The organism is Streptomyces sp. NPDC101165 (assembly GCF_044768135.1).
In the GTDB taxonomy this organism is placed as follows: domain Bacteria; phylum Actinomycetota; class Actinomycetes; order Streptomycetales; family Streptomycetaceae; genus Streptomyces.
Map to the genome: position 1 here is coordinate 188,007 of NZ_JBIWPG010000013.1, position 24,532 is coordinate 212,538.

General features: G+C 72.1%; 23 protein-coding genes. 4 read left to right on the forward strand and 19 right to left on the reverse strand.

The window, feature by feature from the left end; genetic code table 11:
- The first annotated feature begins 61 nt into the window (after positions 1 to 61).
- Positions 62 to 1,261 carry a trypsin-like serine peptidase gene (locus tag ACIRVH_RS27950; RefSeq protein ID WP_403958395.1) on the forward strand — a complete coding sequence of 400 codons (1,200 nt, stop codon included), beginning with the start codon at positions 62 to 64 and terminating at the stop codon, positions 1,259 to 1,261.
- 64 nt (positions 1,262 to 1,325) lie between these two features.
- Here ACIRVH_RS27950 and hflX read toward each other — a convergent pair whose 3' ends face one another.
- The 6 genes from hflX to miaA form a co-directional block, all read right to left on the reverse strand.
- Positions 1,326 to 2,819: a GTPase HflX gene (gene hflX, locus ACIRVH_RS27955; protein ID WP_403958398.1), complete on the reverse strand. Its 1,494-nt coding sequence runs from the start codon at positions 2,817 to 2,819 to the stop codon at positions 1,326 to 1,328.
- Between the two features lie 132 nt (positions 2,820 to 2,951).
- Positions 2,952 to 4,481, reverse strand: a complete 1,530-nt coding sequence (locus tag ACIRVH_RS27960; protein ID WP_403958401.1) for a M1 family metallopeptidase — start codon at positions 4,479 to 4,481, stop codon at positions 2,952 to 2,954.
- 104 nt (positions 4,482 to 4,585) lie between these two features.
- Positions 4,586 to 6,817, reverse strand: coding sequence for a RelA/SpoT family protein (locus ACIRVH_RS27965; RefSeq protein WP_403958404.1), 2,232 nt, complete (start codon positions 6,815 to 6,817; stop codon positions 4,586 to 4,588).
- A 282-nt stretch (positions 6,818 to 7,099) separates the two neighbouring features.
- The gene (gene dapF / locus ACIRVH_RS27970; protein ID WP_403958407.1) at positions 7,100 to 7,999 is read right to left on the reverse strand and encodes a diaminopimelate epimerase; all 900 of its coding nucleotides are present in this window, start codon (positions 7,997 to 7,999) and stop codon (positions 7,100 to 7,102) included.
- Positions 8,000 to 8,093: 94 nt separating this feature from the next.
- Positions 8,094 to 8,606 carry a hypothetical protein gene (locus ACIRVH_RS27975; protein WP_403958578.1) on the reverse strand — a complete coding sequence of 171 codons (513 nt, stop codon included), beginning with the start codon at positions 8,604 to 8,606 and terminating at the stop codon, positions 8,094 to 8,096.
- 108 nt (positions 8,607 to 8,714) lie between these two features.
- A complete protein-coding gene (gene miaA / locus ACIRVH_RS27980; RefSeq protein ID WP_403958410.1) occupies positions 8,715 to 9,653 on the reverse strand; it encodes a tRNA (adenosine(37)-N6)-dimethylallyltransferase MiaA in 939 nt (312 codons plus the stop codon).
- A 175-nt stretch (positions 9,654 to 9,828) separates the two neighbouring features.
- On the opposite strand from miaA, the gene ACIRVH_RS27985 reads away from it, so the two are divergent.
- Both ACIRVH_RS27985 and ACIRVH_RS27990 read left to right on the forward strand, forming a co-directional pair.
- Positions 9,829 to 10,104: a hypothetical protein gene (locus ACIRVH_RS27985; RefSeq protein WP_403958412.1), complete on the forward strand. Its 276-nt coding sequence runs from the start codon at positions 9,829 to 9,831 to the stop codon at positions 10,102 to 10,104.
- A 25-nt stretch (positions 10,105 to 10,129) separates the two neighbouring features.
- Positions 10,130 to 10,402 (forward strand): antitoxin, encoded by a 273-nt coding sequence (locus ACIRVH_RS27990; RefSeq protein WP_403958415.1) that lies wholly within the window; start codon positions 10,130 to 10,132, stop codon positions 10,400 to 10,402.
- Between the two features lie 221 nt (positions 10,403 to 10,623).
- On the opposite strand, the gene ACIRVH_RS27995 is transcribed toward ACIRVH_RS27990, so the two are convergent.
- The 8 genes from ACIRVH_RS27995 to ACIRVH_RS28030 form a co-directional block, all read right to left on the reverse strand.
- Positions 10,624 to 11,337 carry a class III extradiol dioxygenase subunit B-like domain-containing protein gene (locus ACIRVH_RS27995; RefSeq protein WP_403958418.1) on the reverse strand — a complete coding sequence of 238 codons (714 nt, stop codon included), beginning with the start codon at positions 11,335 to 11,337 and terminating at the stop codon, positions 10,624 to 10,626.
- A 10-nt stretch (positions 11,338 to 11,347) separates the two neighbouring features.
- Positions 11,348 to 11,638 (reverse strand): hypothetical protein, encoded by a 291-nt coding sequence (locus ACIRVH_RS28000; RefSeq protein ID WP_403958421.1) that lies wholly within the window; start codon positions 11,636 to 11,638, stop codon positions 11,348 to 11,350.
- A gap of 34 nt (positions 11,639 to 11,672) precedes the next feature.
- Positions 11,673 to 13,199 carry a tRNA (N6-isopentenyl adenosine(37)-C2)-methylthiotransferase MiaB gene (miaB, locus tag ACIRVH_RS28005; RefSeq protein ID WP_403958424.1) on the reverse strand — a complete coding sequence of 509 codons (1,527 nt, stop codon included), beginning with the start codon at positions 13,197 to 13,199 and terminating at the stop codon, positions 11,673 to 11,675.
- A 260-nt stretch (positions 13,200 to 13,459) separates the two neighbouring features.
- Positions 13,460 to 13,759, reverse strand: coding sequence for a hypothetical protein (locus ACIRVH_RS28010; protein ID WP_403958428.1), 300 nt, complete (start codon positions 13,757 to 13,759; stop codon positions 13,460 to 13,462).
- Positions 13,760 to 14,114: 355 nt separating this feature from the next.
- Positions 14,115 to 15,863, reverse strand: coding sequence for an FAD-dependent monooxygenase (locus ACIRVH_RS28015; RefSeq protein ID WP_403958431.1), 1,749 nt, complete (start codon positions 15,861 to 15,863; stop codon positions 14,115 to 14,117).
- The gene (locus ACIRVH_RS28020) at positions 15,860 to 17,722 is read right to left on the reverse strand and encodes an acyl-CoA synthetase (protein ID WP_403958435.1); all 1,863 of its coding nucleotides are present in this window, start codon (positions 17,720 to 17,722) and stop codon (positions 15,860 to 15,862) included. The genes ACIRVH_RS28015 and ACIRVH_RS28020 overlap by 4 nt, the downstream gene beginning before the upstream one ends.
- A complete protein-coding gene (locus tag ACIRVH_RS28025) occupies positions 17,719 to 18,660 on the reverse strand; it encodes a fumarylacetoacetate hydrolase family protein (protein WP_403958438.1) in 942 nt (313 codons plus the stop codon). Before ACIRVH_RS28025 ends, ACIRVH_RS28020 begins: the two co-directional genes overlap by 4 nt.
- Positions 18,657 to 19,784, reverse strand: a complete 1,128-nt coding sequence (locus tag ACIRVH_RS28030; protein ID WP_403958581.1) for a VOC family protein — start codon at positions 19,782 to 19,784, stop codon at positions 18,657 to 18,659. The genes ACIRVH_RS28025 and ACIRVH_RS28030 overlap by 4 nt, the downstream gene beginning before the upstream one ends.
- Positions 19,785 to 19,923: 139 nt before the next feature.
- Between ACIRVH_RS28030 and ACIRVH_RS28035 the strand changes: the two genes are divergently transcribed.
- The gene (locus tag ACIRVH_RS28035; protein ID WP_403958441.1) at positions 19,924 to 20,574 is read left to right on the forward strand and encodes a TetR/AcrR family transcriptional regulator; all 651 of its coding nucleotides are present in this window, start codon (positions 19,924 to 19,926) and stop codon (positions 20,572 to 20,574) included.
- 102 nt (positions 20,575 to 20,676) lie between these two features.
- Here ACIRVH_RS28035 and ACIRVH_RS28040 read toward each other — a convergent pair whose 3' ends face one another.
- The 5 genes from ACIRVH_RS28040 to ACIRVH_RS28060 form a co-directional block, all read right to left on the reverse strand.
- On the reverse strand, positions 20,677 to 21,822 hold the full coding sequence (locus ACIRVH_RS28040; protein ID WP_403958444.1) for a hypothetical protein: 1,146 nt from the start codon (positions 21,820 to 21,822) through the stop codon (positions 20,677 to 20,679).
- A 58-nt stretch (positions 21,823 to 21,880) separates the two neighbouring features.
- Positions 21,881 to 22,552 (reverse strand): RES family NAD+ phosphorylase, encoded by a 672-nt coding sequence (locus ACIRVH_RS28045; protein WP_403958447.1) that lies wholly within the window; start codon positions 22,550 to 22,552, stop codon positions 21,881 to 21,883.
- The gene (locus ACIRVH_RS28050; RefSeq protein ID WP_403958450.1) at positions 22,552 to 23,253 is read right to left on the reverse strand and encodes a hypothetical protein; all 702 of its coding nucleotides are present in this window, start codon (positions 23,251 to 23,253) and stop codon (positions 22,552 to 22,554) included. Before ACIRVH_RS28050 ends, ACIRVH_RS28045 begins: the two co-directional genes overlap by 1 nt.
- Entirely contained in the window at positions 23,250 to 23,741 is a 492-nt protein-coding gene (locus ACIRVH_RS28055; protein WP_403958453.1) for a hypothetical protein, read from the reverse strand. Before ACIRVH_RS28055 ends, ACIRVH_RS28050 begins: the two co-directional genes overlap by 4 nt.
- Before the next feature lie 100 nt (positions 23,742 to 23,841).
- Positions 23,842 to 24,384: a hypothetical protein gene (locus ACIRVH_RS28060; protein WP_403958456.1), complete on the reverse strand. Its 543-nt coding sequence runs from the start codon at positions 24,382 to 24,384 to the stop codon at positions 23,842 to 23,844.
- Positions 24,385 to 24,532: the final 148 nt, after the last annotated feature.

Consider the following 24,532-nt stretch of genomic DNA (forward strand, 5'->3'; position numbering starts at 1 on the left):
TCCCCAGTCCCACGGGCATAGTGGGATGTCATCACAAGCTTCAACGGGGGTTATCGCACCAATGCGTTCCGCACGTAGGTCCTCGACGGGCCGTCGCCGTACCGTCCTCGCCGCGACCGGTCTGGTCGCCGCCCTGGCGCTCACCGCCACGGCCTGCAACGGCTCCGACGACGCCAAGGCGGGCGGCCAGGCCGGCGCCGGCGCTTCCCAGGCCGCCGACGGCGGTGGCAAGGTCCACATCCCGGACGACATCAAGGACAAGCTCAAGAAGCACGGCATCGATGTCGACCAGTGGCAGAACGGCGGCTGGAAGAACTGGGACAAGGACAAGTGGCTCAGTGAGGCCAAGGACTTCGTCAACCCGGTGATCCAGGGGCTGTGGAAGCCGGAGCGGATGAAGTCCGCCAAGGAGGCCAACAAGACGCTGTCCACCAAGGACGCCGCCGCCGACCAGGGCGTCAGCGACCCGGAGCCGCAGCCGGTCAAGGCCGTGGCGGAGAAGACGCCGTACCACCGGAACGCGGCCCCCGTGGGCAAGGTCTTCTTCGACTCGCCCGAGGGCCACATGGTCTGCTCCGGCACGGTGATCAAGGACGTCAACCACCCGGGCAAGTCCAACCTGGTGTGGACGGCGGGCCACTGCGTGCACGCCGGCAAGGAGGGCGGCTGGTACCGCAACATCGCCTTCGTGCCGTCGTACAACGACCTCGGCAAGCCGGAGTCGCAGCTGGCGAATGCGACGACCTCGGAGGTCGCCCCGTACGGCACCTGGTGGGCGGACTGGGCCTCGACCTCGAACGAGTGGATCCAGGGCGGATCGGAGACGGGCGGCTCGGGTGCGGCGTACGACTACGCGGTGCTGCACGTGAAGCCCGAGTCCGGGGCGAAGTCGCTGGAGGAGACGGTCGGGGCGGCCCTCGACGTCGACTTCTCGGCGCCGTCCGCGACCGAGGTGGCGACCATGGGCGCCTGGGGCTACCCGGCGGCGCCGCCGTTCAACGGCCTGAAGATGTTCAAGTGCCTCGACCGGCCCGGCCGGCTGTCGCTGAGCTCGTCGCTGCCGACGATGTACCGGATCGGCTGCACCATGACCGGCGGTTCCTCCGGCGGCGGCTGGTTCCGTGTGGTGAACGGCAAGACGGAGCTGGTCTCGAACACCTCGATCGGCCCGACGGACAACACCTGGCTCGCCGGCCCGCAGCTGGGCCGGAAGGCGCAGGCCCTCTACGAGAACATGAGCAAGACCTACGGCGGTCGCTGACCGGCACACCGCAGAAGGCCCGCCCCTCGCGAAAGGGGCGGGCCTTCTGGTCGTCCTGCGTGTCTCAGGCGAGCTGTGCCAAAACGTACGGCGCGAGGTCGGCCGCGAGTTCCTCGTGCACCCGGACCTTGAGCAGGGTGCCCTCCGCGGTGTGCTCCTCGGAGATCACCTCGCCCTCGGTGTGGGCGCGGGCGACGAGCTTGCCGTGCGTGTACGGCACGAGCGCCTCGACCTCGACCGACGGCCGCGGCAGGTCGCGGTCGATCAGCGCGAGCAGCTCCTCGATGCCCTGGCCGCTGCGGGCCGAGACCGCGATGGAGCGCTTCTCGATCCGCATCAGCCGCTGAAGGACCAGCGGGTCGGCCGCGTCCGCCTTGTTGATCACGACGATCTCGGGTACGTCGGTGGCGCCGACGTCCCGGATCACCTCGCGCACGGCGGCGAGCTGCTCCTCCGGAACCGGGTGCGAGCCGTCCACCACGTGCAGGATCAGGTCGGACTCGCCGACCTCCTCCATGGTGGAGCGGAACGCCTCGACCAGGTGGTGCGGCAGGTGCCGGACGAAGCCGACGGTGTCGGCCAGGGTGTACAGGCGGCCGCTCGGGGTCTCCGCGCGGCGGACGGTCGGGTCCAGCGTCGCGAACAGGGCGTTCTCGACCAGGACGCCCGCGCCGGTGAGGCGGTTGAGCAGGGAGGACTTGCCGGCGTTGGTGTAGCCCGCGATGGCGACGGACGGCACCTTGTTGCGCTTGCGCTCCTGGCGCTTGATCTCGCGGCCGGTCTTCATCTCCGCGATCTCCCGGCGCATCTTCGCCATCTTCTCGCGGATCCGTCGCCGGTCCGTCTCGATCTTGGTCTCACCGGGGCCACGGGTGGCGAGGCCGCCGCCCTTGCCGCCGCCCATCTGGCGGGACAGCGACTGACCCCAGCCCCGGAGCCTCGGCAGCATGTACTGCATCTGCGCGAGCGCGACCTGCGCCTTGCCCTCTCGGGACTTGGCGTGCTGGGCGAAGATGTCGAGGATCAGGGCCGTACGGTCGACGACCTTGACCTTGACGACGTCCTCGAGCTGGATCAGCTGGCCCGGGCTCAGCTCACCGTCGCAGATGACGGTGTCGGCGCCCGTTTCGAGGACGATGTCGCGCAGCTCCAACGCCTTGCCGGAGCCGATGTAGGTGGCCGCGTCGGGCTTGTCGCGGCGCTGGATCACGCCGTCGAGCACGAGCGCGCCCGCGGTCTCGGCGAGGGCGGCCAGCTCCGCGAGGGAGTTGTCCGCGTCCTGCGCCGTTCCCGTGGTCCACACCCCGACGAGCACGACCCGCTCCAGGCGGAGCTGTCGGTACTCGACCTCGGTGACGTCCTCGAGCTCGGTGGAGAGGCCCGCCACACGGCGCAGTGCCGCGCGTTCGGAGCGGTCGAACTGGTCGCCGTCGCGCTCGCCGTCGATCTCGTGGCTCCAGGCGACGTCCTCTTCCATCAGGGCATCGGCCCGAAGACCTTCGGGATAGTCGTGCGCGAGGCGCTTGGTGTCCTGGGAAGGGGAAGAAGAGGAGGTCATTGGATCCTTACGTCGATGCGAATGCCGATTCGGCGGTCTTAGTGAGAACGCGTGGGAGCCCCGGGAGATTCCCGTGTCCGTGCCGCGCCGACCTGAAGATGGTCGCACGGTACGGCCCGTCTCGTCACCGCCTTATTTCCGGGCCGGACCCTTGGCATGCCTGGCGTCTTCGGTGTTCTTGGCGCCCTTGGCCGGCTCCATGCTCTTCCAGTCCGGGTGGCCGGGCATCGGCGGGGTCTTCTCGCCGTACAGCCAGTCCTTCAGGAATCCGCTCAGGTCGCGCCCGGCGACGGCCGAGGCGAGGCGGACGAAGTCGGCGGTGGTGGCGGTGGAGTCCCGGTGCTGTTTGACCCACAGCTTCTCCAGGCGCTCGAAGGCCCGTACGCCGATCTCCTGGCGCAGGGCGTAGAGGGCCAGCGCGGCGCCGTCGTAGATGTTGGGACGGAAGATGCCGATCTTCTGGCCGGGCGCGGGCGGCTTGGGCCGGGCGGGCGGGCCGCCGGAGGCGCGCCAGCTGTCGGAGGCGCTGTAGGCGGCCTTCATCCGGTCCTTCATGGGCTTGTGCGCCTTCTCCTCCGCGTAGAGGGACTCGTACCAGGTGGCGTGGCCCTCGTTCAGCCAGACGTCGGACCAGGTGCGGGGGCTGACGCTGTCGCCGAACCACTGGTGGGACAGCTCGTGCACCATGATCGACTCGAGGTACCACTTGGGGTAGTCGGGCTCGGTGAACAGGCGCTTCTCGAAGAGCGAGAGGGTCTGCGTCTCCAGTTCGAATCCGGTGGAGGCCTGCGCCATGAGCACGCCGTACGTCTCGAACGGGAACGTGCCGACCTTGCTCTCCAGCCAGGCGATCTGGTCGGGCGTCTTCGCGAGCCAGGGTTCGAGTTCCTTGCGGTCGGCGCTGGGCACGACGTCCCGGACCGGCAGCCCGTGCGGTCCCTCGCGGTGCAGGACGGCGGAGCGGCCGATGGACACCTGGGTGAGTTCGGTGGCCATGGGGTGCTCGGTGCGGTAGGTCCAGGTGGTGGTGCCGCCGACCCGGTTCGCTCCGGTGGGTACACCGTTGGCGACGGCGGTGTAACCGTTCGGGGCGGTGACGTGGATGGTGAACATCGCCTTGTCGGACGGGTGGTCGTTGCAGGGGAAGACCAGGTGGGCGGCGTCGGCCTGGTTGGCCATGGCGAGGCCGTCGGTGGTGCGCACCCAGCCGCCGTCCTCGTCCTTGCCGGCGACGGGATCGCTGGTGTGCTTCACGATGATCCGGGTCCAGTGCCCCTTGTGCAGGGGGCGGTCCGGCGTGACGACCAGGTCCTCGCCGGCGCCGGTGAAGCCGGCGCGGCGGCCGTCGACCTCGACGGATTCGACCTTGCCGTGCGCGAAGTCGAGGTTGACGCGGTCCAGGTCGGTGGTCGCCCAGGCGTCGATGGTGGTGACGGCCTGGAGCGGCTTGTCGTTGGAGCCGGGATAGGTGAAGGACAGGTCGTACGACGCCACGTCGTATCCCGGGTTGCCCAGGTACGGGTAGAGGCGGTCGCCGACGCCCAGGGGCTGGGCGGGTGCGGCGGCGGCGAGGAGGCAGACGGAGACGGCGGAGGCGAGCAGGGCCGCCGTCCGGCGGCGCAGGGGCCGGTGGTTCGCGCGCGGGCGGGGGGTGAGCGGCATGCAACACCGCTACCAGCGCGCGCGTGTGTCACGGCGGCGACGCGCGCCCGGCCCACTCGAACGGGTTGGTCCGGAGCGCCTTTCTCAGGAAGCCCGGCGTCGCTTCAGGAGGCCGGCGCCTGGTGCTGGGCCCTGCTCACGTCGTACACCCCGGCCACGTCGCGCATCGCGCGCATGAGGGCCGGCAGGTGGGCCGCGTCGGGCAGCTCCAGGGTGTAGGTGTGGCGCACCCGCTGCTGGCTGGGGGGTTCCACGGTCGCGGAGACGATCTCGGCGCCCTGCAGGGCGATCGCCTCGGTGAGGTCGGCGAGGAGGTGGGGGCGACCGAACGATTCAGCGACCAGGGTGACCCGGCATGCGGTGGTGTCTCCCCAGCGCACGCCGATCTCCGCGCGCCCCCGGCTCTTCATGTGCTCCACCGCCGCGCACCCCGCGCGGTGCACGGTCACCACTCCCCCGCGCACGGCGAAGCCGGTGATCTCGTCGGGCGGTACGGGCGTACAGCACCCGGCCAGACGCACGGTGGCCCCGGGGCGGTCCGCCAGGACGTCGGCGCCGCGCGGGCGGCCCGCGGGGGCGCTGTCGGTCCCGGCGGACCGGGCGGCCGTACCGCTCGCCCCGGCCGCGCCGCCTCCCGTGCCCGCGCCGCTTCCGCCGGATCTGGCGGAAGCGCCCTCCGCACCGCTCGCCGCGGCCGCGATGGTCCCGCCTCCCGCTCCCTCGGTCCCGCCCTCCGCGTCCCCGGCCGGATGCGTGGCCAGCCACCGCTGGATGGCGATGCGGGCGGCCGGGGTGTGGGCGTGCTCCAGCCACTCGCGGGAGGGCTCGGAGGCCGGGTCCTGGCCCATGAGGAGCTGGACCGTGTCGCCGTCCCTCAGCACCGTGCTGAGCGTCGCCAGGCGGCCATTGACGCGGGCGCCGATGCAGGCGTGGGCGTCCTCGCCGTACTGCGCGTAGGCGGCGTCCACACAGGTGGCGCCCTCGGGCAGGCCCAGGGTGCCGCCGTCGGGCCGGAACACGGTGATCTCGCGGTCCTGGGCGAGGTCCTCGCGCAGGGTGGACCAGAAGGTGTCCGGGTCGGGCGCGCCCTGCTGCCAGTCGAGGAGGCGGGAGAGCCAGCCGGGACGGGTGGGGTCGGCGCGCTCGCCGTCGGCCGGGTCGTCGGAGCCGGGTGCGTACGGGTTGCCGAGGGCGACCACGCCGGCCTCGGCGACCTTGTGCATCTGGTGGGTGCGGATGAGGACTTCGGCGACCTGGCCGTCCGCGCGGGCGACCGCGGTGTGCAGGGACTGGTAGAGGTTGAACTTCGGTACGGCGATGAAGTCCTTGAACTCCGAGACGACCGGGGTCATGCAGGTGTGCAGTTCGCCGAGGACGCCGTAACAGTCCGCGTCCTCGTTCACGAGCACCAGGAGGCGGCCGAAGTCGGCGCCGCGCAGTTCTCCGCGTTTGCGGGCCACGCGGTGGACCGAGACGAAATGGCGGGGGCGGATGAGGACTTCGGCCGGAATGTCGGCCTCGCGCAGCACTCCGCGGACCTCGTCGGCGATCTCCGCGAGGGGGTCGTCGGAGCGAGCCGCGTTCACGGCGATCAGCTCCCGGGTGTGTTCGTACTCCTCGGGGTGGAGGATGGCGAAGACGAGGTCTTCCAGTTCGGTCTTCAGGGCCTGCACGCCGAGGCGTTCGGCGAGCGGGATGAGGACGTCGCGGGTGACCTTGGCGATCCGGGCCTGTTTCTCGGGGCGCATCACGCCGAGGGTGCGCATGTTGTGCAGGCGGTCGGCGAGTTTGATCGACATCACGCGCACGTCGCTGCCCGTGGCGACGAGCATCTTGCGGAAGGTCTCGGGCTCGGCCGCCGCTCCGTAGTCGACCTTCTCCAGCTTCGTGACGCCGTCGACCAGGTAACGCACCTCCTCCCCGAACTGCTCCCGCACCTGGTCCAGCGTCACATCGGTGTCTTCGACGGTGTCGTGGAGCAGAGAGGCCGTCAAGGTGGTGGTCTCGGCCCCGAGTTCGGCGAGGATCAGGGTCACGGCGAGCGGGTGCGTGATGTACGGCTCGCCGCTCTTGCGCATCTGGCCGCGGTGCGAGGACTCGGCCAGGACGTAGGCGCGGCGCAGGGGTTCGAGGTCCGCGTCGGGGTGGTGGGCGCGGTGCGCCTCCACGACGTGGCTGATCGCGTCGGGCAGCCGGCCGCGCACGGCGGGGCCGAGCAGCGCGGCCCGGCCGAGCCTGCGCAGGTCGATCCGGGCCCGGGACTTCCTGCGGGCCACTGTGGGCGCCGTGGGCGCTACCGGGCCAGGGGTCGCAGGGTTCGTGGCCTCCGCACTCATGGGCACCTCCGGCTCGTCGACCGGCGGACGGAGCCCAGGACATGCGCGGCTCAGGGATGGCGACGTTCCCCCGTCCGTGCCGGTGCTTGATGCTACCGAGCCCACCACGTGCGACTGACCGCCTCTCGCCGAGCGTGAAACGGATCACCCAATCGAGCGACGACGAGGAGGTTTAGAGTTTGCGCCACCTGCCCTGTACTCGGCCGCGATTTCGAATGGTCCCGGCCGCCGAAAATCACCGAACCCGGCGTCCGAAGCCGCTCGTTGCACGGTTTCCCCAGGTCAGCGGAGCGCGTTTTCCAGCCACTCGGAGTCGATCTCGCCCTCGGCGACGATCACGGCGGGGCCGGTCATCTCGATCTCGCCGTCGGGCCGTTCGGTGATGACGAGGCGCCCGCCGGGCACGTCCACGGTGTACGTCACCGGCGTGCCGGTGACGGCCGGGTCGGCGCCGTCACGCCGGGCGGTGGCCACGGCGACCGCGCACGCGCCGGTGCCGCAGGAGCGGGTCTCGCCGGAGCCGCGCTCGTGCACGCGCATCGCGACGTGACGGGGACCGCGGTCGACGACGAACTCGACGTTGACCCCGTCCGGGTAGGCGGCGGCCGGGCTGACCGGCGGCGGTGCGTACAGGTTGCCGGCGTGCGCGAGGTCATCGACGAAGGCGACCGCGTGCGGGTTTCCCATGTTCACGTTGCGCGCGGGCCAGCTGCGCTCGCCGACGCTCACGAAGACCTCGCCCTCGGGCAGGCGGGCCCTGCCCATGCCGATGGTGACGTCCCCCGCGGCGGAGCCGCTATGGGGAGCAGTCTTCGCGATGTGCACATTCTTCACGCCCGCGCGCGTGGCGATCGCGAGGTCGCCCTCGCCCACGAGTCCGGCGTGCTGGAGGTAGCGGGCGAACACCCGAGTGCCGTTGCCGCACATCTCCGCGATCGAGCCGTCACCGTTGCGGTAGTCCATGAACCACTCCGCCGCGCCGGCCATCTCCCGGGCCTCCGGGTGCGCGGCGGACCGTACGACGTGCAGCACGCCGTCGCCGCCGATGCCGGCGCGGCGGTCGCACAGGGCGGCGACGGCCTCCGGCGTGAGGTCGAGGGTGTTCTCGGGGTCCGGGACGATCACGAAGTCGTTCTCGGTGCCGTGGCCCTTGAGGAAGGGGATCCGCGTGCGCGTGCTCATGCCTCGATCGTAAGGGAAGGGCGCTGTCGAACTGCGGGTCGGTGAGGACCGACGGGACGGGGCAGGCCGGTGCGACGGTGCGGGTCGGGGCGCCTCAGCGGAGCCTTGCCACGCGCCAGACGGCAAGGGTGACCACGACGGCGACCAGCAGGACGTACCCGAGCACCACCCGCCAGTCCGGGCGGCGGCCCGAGCCGCGGGCCGGCAGGCCCGGCCAGGTGTAGCCCACCCGGCGGGCGGCCATCATGCCCCAGCCCGCGGCGCAGGAGCAGATCAGCAGGCCCAGCATGGCGATCACCGCGCCGCTGTCGCCGAAGTCGAAGGCGAGCGGGAAGGCGAACATCAGGGAGCCGCCGGCGGCCAGGGCCACGATGGGCGCGAGCTGCCAGATGCGCAGTCGCCGCTGCGGGCGCAGCTCGACCTCGACCTCCGGACCGCTCGCGTACATCTCCTCGGGCGCCGGCCCGTCGGCGGTCACGCCGCCCGGGGTCTCGTCGGGCCCGTCGTCGGTCAGGTCGCCCAGAGAGTCCTCGCGCCGGTCCGGCTCGTCACCGTCTGTGGTGACGTGCTCGGCACTTTGTGCGGTGTCGCGAGGGCCGGCCTCCATCGCCACGCGCCCTCCCAACTAGGACTCCACTTGGTCGATCGAAGCACGATGATGGCACGGCGCCGCGCGCCCCGTTGACCGGCGGCGCATCCCGATGCCATGACGTGATCAGGCTGTGACCGGTCGTTCGACCAACGCCAGGGCCTGCCGCGGAAGTTCCCCGCGGTCCGCCGCGGCCCCACTCAGCCAGTGCACGCGCGGATCGCGCCTGAACCATGAATCCTGACGGCGCGCGAAGCGCTTGGTGGCGCGTACGGTCTCGTCCCGCGCTTCCGCTTCGGTGCAGTCCCCGGCGAGCGCAGCGAGTACCTGCTGGTAGCCCAGCGCGCGCGAGGCCGTGACGCCCTCGCGCAGCCCCTGCGCCTCCAGGGCGCGCACCTCGTCGACGAGGCCCGCGTCCCACATCCGGTCGACACGGCGCGCGATGCGCTCGTCGAGTTCGGGACGCGCGACGTCGACACCGATCTGGACGGTGTCGTAGACGGAGTCGTGGCCGGGAAGGTTGGCCGTGAAGGGCTGCCCGGTGATCTCGATCACTTCCAGGGCGCGGACGATCCGGCGGCCGTTGCTGGGCAGGATCGCGCGGGCGGCCTCGGGGTCGGCGGCGGCCAGGCGGGCGTGCAGCGCCCCGGAGCCACGCAGCGCCAGCTCCTCCTCCAGGCGGGCCCTGACCACGGGGTCGGTGCCGGGGAACTCCAGGTTGTCGACGGCTCCGCGGACGTAGAGGCCGGAGCCGCCGACCAGGATCGGCCAGCGGCCCTCGGCGAGCAGGGCGTCGATCCGGGCGCGGGCCAGCTTCTGGTACTCGGCGACGGAGGCGGTGACCGTCACGTCCCAGATGTCCAGCAGGTGGTGGGGGATGCCGCCGCGCTCCTCGCGCGTCAGCTTGGCGGTGCCGATGTCCATCCCTCGATAGAGCTGCATGGAGTCGGCGTTGACGACCTCGCCACCGAGTCGTTGGGCCAGGAAAACGCCCAGATCGGACTTTCCGGCCGCTGTGGGTCCGACGACGGCGATGACGCGGGGGGCTGAAGATGCACTGCTCACCGCACCAGTCTCGCAAACCTCACGACCACGCCTCGAACGGGTTACGTGACGGTACGCATCCCACGTCGTTGCACCGAGGTGCCCGCCGGTCGCCGGACATGGTGACCCGGGTGGCGCAAACGGACGCACCGTGTGACGCGGGATTTCGCCCGCACGAGTAACGTAAGGAGTGGATATGGGCGTTTTTGCACGGCTCCTCGGCAGGTCGAAGGCGACGCAGGAGGCGGCGCCCGACGAGGTGCAGACCGACACCGAGTCGGGAGCGGCCGAGGCGGTGGCGGAAGCGGATCGGGCAGCGGAGGCGAAGGGGCCGGCCGAGGACGGGCGCGAGATCGAGGCGGCGGAGGCGAAGGCCGCCGATTCCGGCGCGGCCGAGAGCGCCGAGATCCCCAAGCAGCAGTCCGCGGACGAGGCCGCCGACAGCGAGGCCGGTGAGGGCGCCCGCACATGACTGTCCCCGTGAGGGAAGGTGGACCATGGGTCTGATGGACAACGTGAAGGCCAAGCTCGCCCCGGCCAAGGACAAGGTGTCGGATCTCGCCCAGAAGCACGGGGGCAAGGTCCAGCACAGCCTCGACAAGGCCGCCAAGGCCGTGGACGAGCGGACCAAGGGCAAGTACAGCGACAAGATCCATGCCGGTACGGACAAGGCGAAGGGGGCGATGGACCGCCTGGCGCACAAGGAGGGTCCAAAGGCCGGCGACGCCGCGACCCCCACCCGGCCGGAGGGCCCGCCACCGGCTTCCTGAACGACACGCGGATCGGCGGACGGCCGTGGAGCGCCAACGCTCCCGGCCGTCCGCCGTTTCGTCTCCGCCTCGGGGCAACGCCTCGGGCTTCTTCGCCGCCGGGCGATGCCTGGGGCTCCTTCACCGCCGGACGACGCCCAGCACTTCTCCGCCGCCGGACGACGCCCAGCACTTCTCCGCCGCCGGACGACGCCCAGCACTTCTCCGCCGCCGGACGACGCCTAGGACCAGGTGGCGACCAGGTACCCGACGCCGTACGGCGCGTCGTCGTAGAGCAGTGCCCCGCTCAGGCCCGCCCCCTCGGCCGCTCCGGCGAGGACCTGCCAGGGCGCGCGGCCGGAGGCCTTCAGCTCGTACGCCAGCTCGGCGTCCAGCGCCTCGACGGCCGCCACGTCCGCCGTCCCCAGCGCACGGGCGACCTCGGCGTCGAAGGGCGCCGCCCGCTCGTCCAGGTATCCCGGTGCCTTGAGCGTGCGGCACGCGCTGGCATCGCCCATCACCAGCAGCGCCACCCGCCCGGCTCGGGCGGCGATGTCCCGCCCGGTCTCGACGCACCGCTCGGGCGCGAACGGTTCCCCGACGCCGAGCCCCTCGATCGGGGCGTCCGCCCAGCCGGTGCGCTCCAGCAGCCAGGCGCCGACGGCCAGTGACGTGGGCAGCTCACGCTCTGTGGCGGCGACCGTGGCCACGCCGAGGCGTACGTCCACGTCGACGCCGAAGCCCCGGAAGGAGCCCGGGGTGCCCTGCGGGTGCCGGCCCCGCCCGCTCTGCTCGGCGGGCCCGACGACCACCAGCAGATCGGGGCGGGCGGCGGCGAGCACGCCGAGCGCGTCGGTGCACGCCGCCCGCACGGTGTCCAGTTCGGGTGCGGCACCCGCGGCGACCTCGGGCACGAGCAGCGGCGGGCAGGGGCAGACGGCTGCGGCGACAAGCATGATCGGGAGCCTACTGCCAGGGGGGTGGCACCGGGTCGGAGCTCCACACCAGCTCGGCAAGCCGGTAGACCACGCGGAACGTGGAGACCAGACCCTCGATGTTCGTGCAGTAGGCGTCCCCGTCCCCGATCCGGTAGACGTCACGGCGCTTCTGGCGCAGCCCGGGGCGGGGGCGATGGGTGCAGGCGAGCTCGTAGAGGCGGGCGCGGGCCTCCTCCGGGGTGCCCTCGAAGCGCGCCGCCTCCTCGCTGCGGTACTGCTCCCCGTAACCGAACTGTGCGAGAACCGTCCAGTGCGCCATGTGCCGCCCCCCTGCCCCTCGGTTCCGGGTGTGCTCAGTCCAGCGCGCAGCCGCTCGTGGCGGCCGGCAGCGGCGCCGGCACCCCGATCGTCGGCAGCCCCAGCATCACGCCGGCCGGCTTGGCAGCCTCCGCGGCGTTGCGCTTCTCCCACGCGTCGCCCGCGCGCGTGCGGCGCACGTCGAGGACGGAGCCCTCGGCGAGGAGGTGGTGCGGGGCGGCGTACGTGATCTCGACGGTGACCACGTCGCCGGGGCGGACGTCCTGCTCCGGCTTGGTGAAGTGGACCAGCCGGTTGTCGTGGGCGCGGCCGGACAGGCGGTGGGTGGCGCCGTCCTTGCGGCCCTCGCCCTCGGCGACCATCAGCTCCAGGGTGCGGCCGACCTGCTTCTTGTTCTCCTCCCAGGAGATCTCCTCCTGGAGGGCGACGAGTCGCTCGTAGCGCGCCTGGACGACCTCCTTGGGGATCTGGTCGTCCATGGTGGCGGCGGGGGTGCCGGGCCGCTTGGAGTACTGGAAGGTGAACGCCTGCGTGAAGCGGGCCTCGCGGACGACGTGGAGGGTCTGCTCGAAGTCCTCCTCCGTCTCCCCCGGGAAGCCCACGATGATGTCGGTGGTGATCGCGGCGTGCGGGATGGAGGCCCGCACCTTCTCGATGATCCCGAGGTAGCGATCCTGCCGGTAGGAGCGGCGCATCGCCTTCAGGACGGTGTCCGAGCCGGACTGGAGCGGCATGTGCAGCTGCGGCATGACATTCGGCGTCTCGGCCATGGCGGCGATGACGTCGTCGGTGAAGTCGCGCGGGTGCGGGGAGGTGAAGCGGATCCGCTCCAGGCCCTCGATCTTGCCGCAGGCGCGCAGCAGCTTGCTGAAGGCCTCGCGGTCACCGATGTCGGAGCCGTAGGCGTTGACGTTCTGCCCGAGCAGCGTGATCTCGGAGACGCCCTCGGCGACCAGCGCCTCGACCTCGGCGAGGATGTCGCCGGGGCGGCGGTCCTTCTCCTTGCCGCGCAGGGCCGGGACGATACAGAAGGTGCAGGTGTTGTTGCAGCCGACGGAGATCGAGACCCAGGCCGCGTAGGCGCTCTCGCGCCGGGTCGGCAGCGTGGAGGGGAACGCCTCCAGGGACTCGGCGATCTCGACCTGCGCCTCTTCCTGGACGCGGGCGCGCTCCAGCAGGACGGGCAGCTTGCCGATGTTGTGCGTGCCGAAGACGACGTCCACCCAGGGCGCCTTCTGCACGATGGTGTCGCGGTCCTTCTGCGCGAGGCAGCCGCCGACCGCGATCTGCATACCGGGGTGGCCCGCCTTCTTGGACGCGAGGCGGCCGAGGTTGCCGTAGAGCCGGTTGTCGGCGTTCTCGCGCACCGCGCACGTGTTGAAGACGACGACGTCCGCGTCCCCGTCCGACCCCTCGGGGGCGCGCACGTACCCGGCGTCTTCGAGCAGCCCGGACAATCGCTCGGAATCGTGGACGTTCATCTGGCACCCGTAGGTACGGACTTCGTAGGTCTTGGGTGCTGCTACGTCCACTGCGGGGCTCCGGTCGCTGCTGATGGTCATGGGTCAAGGGTAGGCGGTCCCGGAGAGCCGGTGCCGCGGTGCTCGTGTCCGCCGGGATGCACGCGGTCAGCGCGCCTTGCGCGGGTGCCGCTCCGCCCGTGCTCCGGCCTCTTGCAGCGGAAGCGGAATTCCCTGGAGCAGGAAGGCGGAATTTCCCCCTCTGCCGCTTCCCTCACCTCGGCACTCGTTGCTGTTTCCGAAACACATCAGCAGTTTTTCCGAGAACCGGCGCCCGCGCCTGCGTCAGCGCCACATGTACGTCAGCGCCACATGTAACTGAAAAACCAGCCGAGCGCCGCGGCGGCCTCGCCCGTCAGCTCCGGGTGGCGCCTGCGCATTTCTTCACGGAAATGGGCGGTCCCGGAGGAGAGGCTTTGGTCCCCCCATTCGATGTCGAACGCCGCGGCCTCGCTGACGATCTCCTTCGCGTAGGCCGCCAGCCCGGGACCGTCGTCCGGGCCGAAGCGGGCGAGCACCGCGGCCTCGTCCCGCTGCGGGAAGGGCGACTCGCCCCGCCCCAGGAACACCGTGATCGCGGCGCTCTTCCTCTCGTCGGACATCTCGGGCCTTCCAGCCTCGAACACTGCTCCAGGGCGCCGGACGGCCACCCCGAGGATCTCCTTCACTGCCGGCCGCGACGGGGCCACCCGCCCACGGACCCTCACGGGGCCGTGGGCGGGTGGCAGCCTATCCGCGGGCCGGCCGCCGGTAGCGCGCCGGGCGCCTCCGGCGGCACCGCGCGCTAGCCCTCTTCGGCGGCCATCGCCTCCGCTTCCGCCATCGCCTCGGCCTCCTGGGTCCACGTCTACCCGCGGACGCTGTCGGCGACCGAGGTCGGCGCCCTGCACTGACCCGCACCGCGGACACGGGCCCCCGTCGCTCCCGGTGGAGCGGCGGGGGCCCGCTGTTTCCTGTTCAGTGGTGAGCGCCCCGGACGCGGTCGATGACGTACAGCGGGTCCGCGGGCGGGGTGTCTCCGCGCCAGGCCACGTGCTGGTCCGGGCGGACGAGGACGAGGTCGCGCTCGTAGAGGCCCCGCGCGTGGGCGTCACGGACGTCGACGACCTCAAGAGGCATGGCGCGCTCGGCGGCGTCGGTGAACGCGGTGACGTCGTGGTCGGCGAAGCGCAGCAGGGTGAAGCCGTGGTGGAAGAGGTCGAACAGGGCCCGGCCGTCCTGGAGGAGCAGGCTCGGCGGCCGGGCGCCCGGCCAGGTGCTGGGCGTGTACTCGTCCATGGTCTGGCGCGGGGCCCGGCCGTGGGGGTCGGGGCAGACGACGGGTGAGGTGTCGTAGCGGTAGCCGAGCTCGATGCCGAGTGCCTCGTTCTCCAGGTTTCCCAGGTCGCTGATCTCGCGGCCGAGCCGTCGGCGGGCGCGTGCTCCGGACCAGCGTTCGCTGTGGGCGGTGGTCCGGTGGGCGGCCTTGACCGCTGCCCGGACGACGCTGTGCCGGGCGGCGGCCCCGCGGTTGCGCAGGGCCACGGCGCGGCGCTCGTGCTCGTAGGCGCGCAGCAGGCCGGGGGTGCCCCAGCCCTGCAGGACCGCTGCGAGGGCCCAGCCGAGTCCGACGGCGTCACCGACGCCGGTGTTCATGCCGTAGCCACCGGTGGGAGGCACCTGGTGCACGGCGTCCCCGGCGAGCCAGACCCGGCCGTGGCCGTAGGAGTCGGCGACGGTCAGGCGTGGGGTCCAGGCGTTGGCGACCAGGACGTCCATCTCGAACCTGCGGCCGACGCGCTCGTGGACGAACGCGCGCGGGTCGATGCGGTCGGCGTCGGTGCCGGCGCCCAGCGGGGCGTGGAGGGTGAAGGTGTCGCCGTCGTTCTGGGAGATCAGCGTCCAGCCCTCCGGGGACTGGAGGTGCCAGACGTGGCCGCCGAAGCGCTGGAAGATCTTCCGGTCCGGCGTGGAGAAGTGGACGAGGTAGATACGGCCGTCCATGGGGCGTTCCCCGGTCGCCCGGTAGGCGCGGGCCAGCATCGCCGCCGTACGGGGAAGTCCCAGCTCCTTGACGAGCATCCGGCGCAGGTCGATCTCGTGCAGGTCTGTGCCCAGCTGTCTGCGGGTGCGGCTGCCGGCGCCGTCGCAGCCGATGAGGTACTGCGCGCGGATCGTGCGCCGCCTGTCGCCGTTCGCCGACACGAGACGGGCGGTGACGCCCTCGGTGTCCTGCGCGAAGCTCTCCAGCGCCCAGCCGTACTGCACGCTCACGTGCTGGGACCGGGCCTCCAGGAGGTCGCGCAGCGCCGGTTCGAGGATCACCTGGGACACCCGCATCCACGGTTCGAGCGGGAGGGTGCCGTCATCGCGGTCACGGATCGTCTCGCGCGTCTCGTCGACGCTGGGGTAGTCGAACGAGGCCAGCTCCCAGCCGACCGCGCTGGTCGCCCACGTCACCTTGGTGGGGTGATCGGACGGGACGGCGACCTTGCGCAGCTCGTCGGCGACGCCGAGGCGGCGGTACAGCTCCATGCTGCGCCCGTTGGTGACGTCCATCTTCGGGTGCCGGGTGGTCGAGGTGTTGCGCTCCACGACCAGGGCCCGGACGCCCTGGTGCTCCAGCTCCATGGCCAGCGTCAGACCGACCGGCCCCGCGCCCACCACCAGCACGGGCACGGTCTCCACCGTCGCGGCTCCCGGTGCCGGGGGTGCCGGCTCGCTCATCTCGTGGCCCTCTTCTCGTACGGCGATGTCACCCGGCAGGGCACGGCGAAGTCGGCCACCCTGCGCTCCACTTCGGCCGTCGTGGCCGCCGTAGCCCGGGCGCGCAGTGTCACGGTGACCGTCACCGTCCCGGAGTCTGCGTCGGCGCGGATCTCGTCGACGTCGTCGATGTCGCCGAGGACGTCGGTCAGCACGCGGCGCGTGGCGTCGGCGCGCAGCGGGAGCTTGGACGGCTTGCCGACCGCGGTGACCGGGAGCGCGTCGAGGACACGGACGGCCCTGGGCGCGGCGGCGGCCTCGCTCACGTGCGCCGCGGCCCAGGCGCGCAGGTCGTCCTCGGTGACCGTGCCGTCGGCGAGGGTCACGTACGCCACCGGGACCTCGCCCGCCCGCCGGTCCGGCTGTCCGACGGCCTGGGCGCCGGTCACCGCGGGGTGCGCGAGCAGCGCGTCCTCGACGACCCGGGGGTCGATGTTGTGGCCTCCGCGGATGATGAGGTCCTTCGCGCGCCCGGTGAGGTAGAGGAAGCCGTCCTCGTCGAGGTAGCCGAGGTCGCCGGTGTCCAGCCAGCCGTCGACCACCTTGCCCTGGCCGCTGATCCGGTGGCCGTCGGCGTCGCGGCCCTCGACGTAGCCCGGAAAGACGGTGGGGCCGCTGATGAGCACGGAGCCGACCGCGCCCGGGGGCAGGTCCCGCTCACCGTCGGCGATCCTGATGTTCTGGTACGGCAGCCGCTGCCCGACCGAGCCGGGCCGGCGGACCTCCAGGAATCCGCGCACGCTGGCGCAGGTCGCCTCGGTGAGTCCGTACCCCTCGAGCAGCGGAATCCCGGTCGCCTGCTCGAAGCCGGCGCGCACGCCCTCGGGCAGCGCGGACGCGCCGACCATCGCGCAGCGCATCGAGCCGATGTCCGCCCCGTCGACCGGACAGGCGGCCAGCACCGCGTACACGGTCGGTACAGCGCTCATCGTGGCGATCCTGTAGTGCTCGACGATGCGCCAGAAGTCCCCGTGGAGCGCGGGGTCCCGGTAGCCCAACGGGCCCGCCCACACGACCTGCTGGCCGCGCAGCAGCGGCGCGAGCAGGGTCACCACCAGCGCGTTGACGTGGAAGAGGGGCAGCGCGGCGAAGACGACCGAGTCCTGGTCCAGTACGGAGTTGGCAGCGATCATCCAGGCGTCGCTGATCTCGTTCGCGTGCGTGTGGGCCGCGAGTTTCGGGGCTCCGGTGGTGCCGCCGGTGTGGAAGAAGGAGGCCAGGTCGCTGCTGGTGGGCGGCTCACCCAGGAAGCGGTCGTCCGGGCGGTCGGCCACGGCCGCGCTCCGGTCCGCGGCACCGGTGGGCCGTAGCACCAGCACATGGTCCACCAGGCCCTGCTCGGCCAGTTCGGCGCCGGTCTCGTACGCCTCGGGGTCCAGCTCCTCGGAGGCGGTGATGATCACTCGGGCGCCGGCCCGGCGGACCAGCTCGGTGACATGGTCCCGGGCGAGCGCCGGGTTGACGGGTGTCGCGATGCCGGCGAGCTGGGCGGCCAGGAGCGCGGTGATCAGCTCGTCGCAGTTCGGCGAGAGCAGGGCGACGGTGTCGTGGCGACGGACGCCGAGCCGGTGCAGGGCGTTGGCCGTCCGGTGCACGTCGGCGAGCAGCTCCGCGTACGTGCGGGACCTGGGCGAGCGCCAGGACGCGGCGTCCGGAAGGACGGTGAGCGCGGTCCGCTCGGGCCACTGCTCGGCCGCGCGTCGCAGCAGCTCGTACGAGGTGGCGGGCAGCCCGCGCTGGGCCAGCGGGGTGGCCTCGATGGCTGCCAGGTCGTCGGGGTGGTCGTAGCGCGGCCACCCCGTACGCGGGTCGGTGCTCACGCGTACCTCACCTTGTTCTGCTGGGTACCGAGGTCGACGGCGCCGTCGGGGGTGCGGATGGACAGCTCGAGGACGTCGCCGTCGTGGAGGTACTTCTCGTTCTTCTCCTGGGAGTTGAAGAACGTCTTCCACTTCACGGCCGGCGGCAGGAGCGCGGCGATCAGCGCCACGGCCTTGGGCGGGGCCTTGAGGGCGGTGCCGCCGGGGGTGCCGGTGAGGACGAGGTCGCCGGGGGCGAGGGCCTGGAAGCGGGAGAGCTCCCGCAGGGCCTGCAGCGGGGTGTAGATCATGTCGGTCAGGTCGCTGTTCTGGCGGATCTCGCCGTTGACCCTGAGGACCAGCCTGAGGTCGGCGAGGCGGTCCAGCTCGTCGGCGTCGAGGAGCACCAGGGCGGGGCCGACCGGGGTGAAGGTCGGATAGGACTTCGCCTCGTAGAACTGGGTCTTGGGAAGCTGTACGTCGCGTGCGGAGACGTCGTTGGTGATGACCAGGCCGGCGATGTGGTCCTTCCAGTCGGCCTCCGTCACGCGCGTGCCGACGGGCAGGGGACGTCCGACGACCAGGCCCAGCTCGATCTCGTAGTCGAGGAAGCGGACATGGCCGGGTTTGACGATCTCGTCGTACGGGCCGCTGATCGAGCCGGACGTCTTGCGGAAGAAGGTCAGCGGGACGGTGGCCGGGTCCATCCCCGAGTCGCGCACGTGGGAGACGAAGTTGGTCATCTGCGCGACCACCCGGCACGGCGCGGTGACCGGGGAGACCAGCGGGAGTTCGGCGATGGTGCGGGGCTCGTCCGTCGCCGTGCGGGCCGCGTGGACCGCGGGGAGGTCGGCGAGCAGTTCGGCGGTCGTGGTCGCGCCGGTCTCGACCCGGACGGCGCGGTGTTCGTCGAGCGCGACCCACCACGCCTCGGCCGTACGGAGGACGGAGATGCTCATGAGGTTGCCACTTTCAACAGGCCGCGCAGGCGTTCGAGGTCGAACTCGTTGTCGTCGGATCGGAGGGCGGTGAGGATCGAGCGCAGCTCGGCCAGCGCATCGCGGCCGGGGGCCATGCCGAGGAAGTCCTTGGTGGCCGGCGGGCCCCACTGTGCGAGGCCCGAGGCCGTCATGGGGGCCCAGCCGGGCTCCAGGGTGGCGTCGAACATGTCGCTGTCGGCGAAGTGCTCGACCAGGAAGCCGTCGGGGTCGCGCCAGTAGTCGAAGATCTGGCTGCCGAGGATGTGCCGGCCGATGCCCCAGGAGCGGCGGTAGCCCTCGTCGAGCAGGTGCTCGCCGCCGGCGGCCATCGCGTCGAGGTCGGTCACCTCGTACGCCGAGTGCACGTACCGGTCGGAGGGTCCGAGCGTCAGGGCCAGGGTGTGGTGGTCGGTCGGCGTCCGGCCACGGTCGCAGCGGATGAAGCTCATGGTCGGGCCCCGCTCGCGCTGGCCCTCGTAGAAGAGGAAGTCGCTGACGATCAGGCCGAGGTGCTCCAGGTACCAGTTCAGGGTGCGCAGGTAGGTGGTGCTCTGGAGGACCACGTGTCCCAGGCGCCGTACGCCGGCCGGCTCCCGGGGCGGTCGCTGGGTGTCGTTGGCCCGGTCGAGGCCGCCGCCGACATTGAGCCGCTGCGGCCGCTGTCCCGGCCGGGCGGGCAGCTCGTCCACGTCGGCGACGACGCGGACCCGCAGCCCGCCCGGATCGGCCAGGTCGACGACGGACCCGCCGAGGGTCTGGGGCAGCGGGTGCACCCGGGTGCCGACGGTGTCGGCCAGTCGCAGCAGGTCACGGGTGTCGGCGGCCCGGAAGGCCGGGCCGAGGAACCGCGATCTGCGGCCCCTGCGGATGATCACGCACGGCGCTCCCGCCTGCGTTCCCCGCAGGTGCAGCTCGCGGGTGTCGCGGTACGACGTGACGAAGCCGAACGCCCGGGCGAAGGCCTCGGCGCGGGCCAGGTCGGGCTTGAGGAACTCCAGCCATGCGATGTCGTGAACCTTGATCACCGGGTTCGCGGCCCGGCCCGGATGCTCTCCGGGGAGTGCGCCCTGCTCGGAGTGCAGGTCGTTGTGCGTCCCGTGCACAGCCACGGTCACCACCTCCTGAAGAAAGCTTCACTTTCGAAGTTGACGTCAGTCAATAGAACTGAAGAAATATTCAAGAAACAGGGAACAGCGACTAGAGTGCGGGGGAAGCCAGTACCGGCGGGACGGGGAGGATGCGATGGCCGAGAAGACCGCACAGCGGCGCGTCGACCGGCGGAAGGCACGGACGCGCACCGCGCTGGTGTGTGCGGCACAGCGGTTGCTGGCCGAGAGGCGGACCGACGTCCCCATCCTCGAGATCACCGAACTCGCCGACATCGGGGTCGGATCGTTCTACAACCACTTCGACAGCAAGGAGGACCTCTTCCGGGTCGCTGTCGAGGAGGCGCTGGAGTGGTGGGGCTCGGTGATGGACCGCCTCACCGCGGACGTCGACGACCCCGCGGTCGCGTTCGCCCAGAGCTTCCGCATGACCGGCCGGCTGCACCGCCGGCACCCGGAGCTGAGCCGGATCCTGCTGCACCACGGACTCGAACTGGCCCAGTCCGAACGCGGGTTGGCGCCCCGCGCGTTCCACGACATCCGTGCCGCGGTGGACGCGGGCCGGTTCGAGGTGGAGGACCTGGACCTCGCGCTGGCGGTAACGGCGGGCGCCGCGCTGGCACTGGGCGCGCTGCTGCACTCGCAGCCCGACCGCGACGACGCCACGTCCGCGGACCTGGTGGTCCGTGGCCTCCTGCGTCAGTTCGGCATCCCCGCCGACGAGGCCGAACGGATCTGCTCGCTCGACCTGCCGGACCTGGAGGTCGCCGACACCCTGGCGCGGTGAGCCCGCCCCGCAGCAAGGTCTGCACTCGGCCCCGCAGGCCGCTGAAGCGCCCAGGGCGAGCGGGTTCCCCCCTCGCGCCCGCTCGCCCGACCCGCGCGCCCCTCATGCGGAGCGGGGGTCTTCTCCCATTCCATCGGGGCGACCGGGCGGCCGTCGGTCGTACGGTGGGCGGATCCCGGCGGGGATGCGCTCCACGAGTGCCGCCGCCTCGGGCGTCCGCACCAGGAAGTGGACGTCCCATCCGGCCCCACGGGCCAACTCCGCCTCCACGGCGGCCCATACGGCGGCCAGGCTGACGTCGTACGCCAGTCCGCCGCGGCCCGAGCCGAGCAACGGGAAGCACACCGAGCGCAGCGGCGGGTCGAAACGGTCGTGTTCCTCCGCCAGGAGCGCGAGCGCGCGGGAGGCGGCCCGGGTGATGTCGGACGGCAGCACGTCGTAGTCGTTGGTCCCGGCCCGGGGAACGGCGACCGCAGCGTGGTAGACCCGTCGTACGCCCTGTGCGGCCAGGGCCCCCGTACCGGTGGCGGCCACGGTGCCTGGCAGCACGGCGCGCCCCGAAGTGCCGTTCCGGCAGGCCCACTTGTTCAGCTCGCCGTGGACCGGGTCGTCCAGGACGTCACCGGTCACGCCGCGCACCGAGGCCGCCCGGCGCAGCGAGGCGGCGACCGACGACTTGTACGGCTCGGGCAGCGCGAAGTGGACGTTGGACGGGGAGACGACCACGTCCACGTCGCGCAGCAGGTCCACCGGGTGCACATGGAGGGTGAGCGTCACCGGCCGCTCGCCGACCCGGACCCGCACGGTCCGGTGGGTGCCGACCCCCTCCTCGGCCACGGCGGCCGCTGCGGGCGCCGCGGCCGTCTCCGCCGCCAGCCGCAGCACGTGCTCGGCGACCTGTCCGAGGACCATCACCTCGTGGTCCTTGCGGAACCGCTCGACGCTCACCCCGTACACCGAGGCCGCTCGGGCCCGGCGGGAGGAGGCGGGCCAGTCCCGGGTGCCCTGGGCCAGCCCCAGGGTGTACTCGGCGGCGGTGCGCAGGGTCCCGGCGTCCAGGCGCGACACGGCGAGCCGCAACAGCGTCTCGACGGCCGCACCGGGAGTCCGGGCGCCGGTCGCGGGCACCGCCCGCGCCGCCGACTCCAGGCCGGGCAGTGCGCGCCCGCGCAGCCTCACCAGTCCGGCGCGCCTGACCTCCTTGAGTTCATGGAGAAGTGACGCATGGTCAGGGAGGGACGATGCCATGCGCCCACGATGGCATCACGTCTCGGCGACCGACAAGCGGGACGGAGTGGTCCCCACATCACTGCCACACCGGCTCCGAGACGACCGCGCGCAGCGGTTCGAGGATCTCGTTGGCCTTCTTCATGCCCTCCTGGGAGCCGAGGTCCGGGATCCCGCCGTCCTGCAGCACCTCCAGCGGCCTGCCGTCGCAGTGTTCGAAGCGGTCGTGGAAGAGCACCAGGGCGCGCTGGGCCCGGTTGCGCCGGGACTCCCAGATCAGCCCCATCGCATCGGGTGCCTGCGCCCGGATCTCGCTCGACCAGCGCCGCGCGACCGCGTAGTTGCTCTCGTCCTCCAGGAGCGTGGAGTCCTGGCAGACGGCGGCCAGATCCTGCCCGTCGACCAGGGAGACCAGGTTCAGCTCGCACCGGGTACGCAGGCCGCTCAGCGACCGCCGCCGGACGGCGCTGTAAGGGATCCGCCGCGTACCGGCCGGCAGTTCGAAGGGCCGCGAGCGCAGCACGCTCTCCGCGAGGGCGGTGAGCCGGGTGTCCGCCAGGTACAGGCTGTGGTACGGATCCAGCACCGTGCCCTCGAAGCGGCCGCCGCCGAAGTGGATGTCCGCGAGCTTCGGGCTGAACTGGTCCGGCGCGTACTTGGACTGGTGCACCCGCCACAGCTCGGTGCCGGCCGGGATCACCAGACGGTTGGGGCGCAACTCCAACTCGATCATCGGGAAGAAGTCGCTCATCAGTCCCCCTCCACCAGTGCGGTGGCAGCGCCGACCAGCCGCTGGTCCGGCAGCCGGCCGAGCAGCGACGCGGGTGTCCCGCCCAGCCAGGTGTTGCCGCTGAGCCACCAGGCCGCGGCTCCCCAGGGGTCGATGTCGGCGAGGAGCAGCCGGTTGACCCGGAGGACGACCTCGCGCGGGGTGCCGCCGCCCGCGCCGAACTGGAACTCCGGGTAGCGGTCGCCGTCCCGGGGATCCGTCAGTCTGATCAGCTCGGGGGGTGGCGCGCCGCCGCAACGGACCCGCGCCTCGTCGGCCGAGAGGGCCGGCGCCCCGAGCAGCATCCGGTCCTCTTCGGACGCGGTGCCGTACGCCGGTTCGGGGGCGGTCGACAGGGATGTCAGCAGCGCCATCAGCTCGCGCGCCCCCACCACGGTCGTCGGCCCGGGGGGCGCCGCGACGAGTCGTACGGAGTCCAGCACCCTGCGCACGGGATGGTCCAGCGGCAGGGGCAGCAGGGCCAGCCGAACCCCCTGGGACGCCTTGCGCACCGCCCTGTCGTCGGACGCGTCCGTGGCCGCGAGGGCCTCCAGCCGGGCCAGCAGCAGCGCGTACTGCTCGTCGTCGAGCGCCTCGCGGATGGTGTCCCGGTGCTCGCCGATCAGGACGAGCAGCCGCTCCGTCGAGCCGCCGGGGCCGTCGCTCGTACCACCGTCGTTCATGCGTTCCCCCCTTCGGTACCTGCTTCTGTCTCTCCACGGCTTCCGGGTCTCGCCGCTCCCGGACGCCCCTGGTGGATGCAGGCGGCCCAGAGCGCGTCGACGGGGCTGAGCCCCTCGACGGTCAGGTGCGTGACGAGCGGCAGCAGGAACAGCGCCGCCCAGCGCCGGTCCTCCTCGGTCGCCGTCGCCCCCAGCGCCGTACCGGGGCTCAGCAAGCTCTCCGCACGCTCCCGGTCCGCCGGCACGCCGCCCCCGGCGAGGTGCCGCTGGGTCAGCGCGCCCGCCGGCCACACGCTCACCGTGCTGCACAGGGCGGGGTCGTGGCCCAGCAGCCTTTCGAGCTGGTCGAGTTCGGTGACCGTCGCGTCGAAGTCACGCGGCGCCACCGCACCGGCCCCCAAGGCGGGGACCAGCCGTCTGACCCGCTCCGCGGCGTCCGCGGCCCACGCGCGCAGCCCCCGTACGCCACCGCTCTCCTCGTCGCTCACCGGTGCGTCCTGCCCTTCCGGGTCCTCGACCGCCCTTGGCCTGAACGCCACTATGCCGATCCACCGGACCGGTGGCGACAAGATCCCGCGCTTCGGGTGCTCATCGCCCGAAATCCACCCAGGAGGCGCCCAGTTCGACCCTCATCGCCCGCCGTATCCGCCGCAGCCCACCCCACAGCGCGTCGATGCCCTGCTGCACGGCGCCCGGCGAGTCCCCGGCACGCGGGGCGCCCTCGTCCAGGCGCCGGACCATGCCGTAGACCGTGCCCAGGTCACGGCTGAAGTCGCCCGCGAGGTCGAGCACGCGCTCCGGCACCCGCAGCTGCGCCTCCGCGTACACGTCCCGGTACTGGTCACGGGCTTCGGTGAGCCGCTGCCGTACGACCCGCACGTCCTCGGTCCGGCCCAGCGCGTGCAGCTGGTCGGTGAGCGCGGCCAGATAATGCCGGGCGGAGGTGTTCAGCGCCACGTAGCACGACCGCAGCTCCTGGGCCTGCTTGCGCCGCTCCTGCAGTTCCTCGGCGTGCTCCTGCTCGCGTCGGCGGCTGCGGTCGGCCGCGCGCTGGGTCAGCAGCGCGGACAGCAGCGTCCCGACGACTCCGACGATCGCGACCACGAGCGCGGTCGCTCCCCCGACGTCCACGCCTCCTCCGTCCGTCGTTCCGTCCCGACCCCAGCGAAGCAGTGGAACCCGGGTGCGGTGAACACCCGGCCCGGACGTCGCCCGGTGTTCGCCCGGTCGCCGACCACATGATCGATCCGGGCGTCCGCCGGGCAAATTCCGGTTGTCG

Coding starts and splice junctions, on each gene's coding strand:
- ACIRVH_RS27950 (WP_403958395.1), top strand. CDS start 62: ATGCGTTCCGCACGTAGGTCCTCGACGGGCCGTCGCCGTACCGTCCTC.
- hflX (WP_403958398.1), bottom strand. CDS start 2,819: ATGACCTCCTCTTCTTCCCCTTCCCAGGACACCAAGCGCCTCGCGCAC.
- ACIRVH_RS27960 (WP_403958401.1), bottom strand. CDS start 4,481: ATGCCGCTCACCCCCCGCCCGCGCGCGAACCACCGGCCCCTGCGCCGC.
- ACIRVH_RS27965 (WP_403958404.1), bottom strand. CDS start 6,817: ATGAGTGCGGAGGCCACGAACCCTGCGACCCCTGGCCCGGTAGCGCCC.
- dapF (WP_403958407.1), bottom strand. CDS start 7,999: ATGAGCACGCGCACGCGGATCCCCTTCCTCAAGGGCCACGGCACCGAG.
- ACIRVH_RS27975 (WP_403958578.1), bottom strand. CDS start 8,606: ATGGAGGCCGGCCCTCGCGACACCGCACAAAGTGCCGAGCACGTCACC.
- ACIRVH_RS27985 (WP_403958412.1), top strand. CDS start 9,829: ATGGGCGTTTTTGCACGGCTCCTCGGCAGGTCGAAGGCGACGCAGGAG.
- ACIRVH_RS27990 (WP_403958415.1), top strand. CDS start 10,130: ATGGGTCTGATGGACAACGTGAAGGCCAAGCTCGCCCCGGCCAAGGAC.
- ACIRVH_RS27995 (WP_403958418.1), bottom strand. CDS start 11,337: ATGCTTGTCGCCGCAGCCGTCTGCCCCTGCCCGCCGCTGCTCGTGCCC.
- ACIRVH_RS28000 (WP_403958421.1), bottom strand. CDS start 11,638: ATGGCGCACTGGACGGTTCTCGCACAGTTCGGTTACGGGGAGCAGTAC.
- miaB (WP_403958424.1), bottom strand. CDS start 13,199: ATGACCATCAGCAGCGACCGGAGCCCCGCAGTGGACGTAGCAGCACCC.
- ACIRVH_RS28010 (WP_403958428.1), bottom strand. CDS start 13,759: ATGTCCGACGAGAGGAAGAGCGCCGCGATCACGGTGTTCCTGGGGCGG.
- ACIRVH_RS28015 (WP_403958431.1), bottom strand. CDS start 15,863: ATGAGCGAGCCGGCACCCCCGGCACCGGGAGCCGCGACGGTGGAGACC.
- ACIRVH_RS28025 (WP_403958438.1), bottom strand. CDS start 18,660: ATGAGCATCTCCGTCCTCCGTACGGCCGAGGCGTGGTGGGTCGCGCTC.
- ACIRVH_RS28035 (WP_403958441.1), top strand. CDS start 19,924: ATGGCCGAGAAGACCGCACAGCGGCGCGTCGACCGGCGGAAGGCACGG.
- ACIRVH_RS28040 (WP_403958444.1), bottom strand. CDS start 21,822: ATGGCATCGTCCCTCCCTGACCATGCGTCACTTCTCCATGAACTCAAG.
- ACIRVH_RS28045 (WP_403958447.1), bottom strand. CDS start 22,552: ATGAGCGACTTCTTCCCGATGATCGAGTTGGAGTTGCGCCCCAACCGT.
- ACIRVH_RS28050 (WP_403958450.1), bottom strand. CDS start 23,253: ATGAACGACGGTGGTACGAGCGACGGCCCCGGCGGCTCGACGGAGCGG.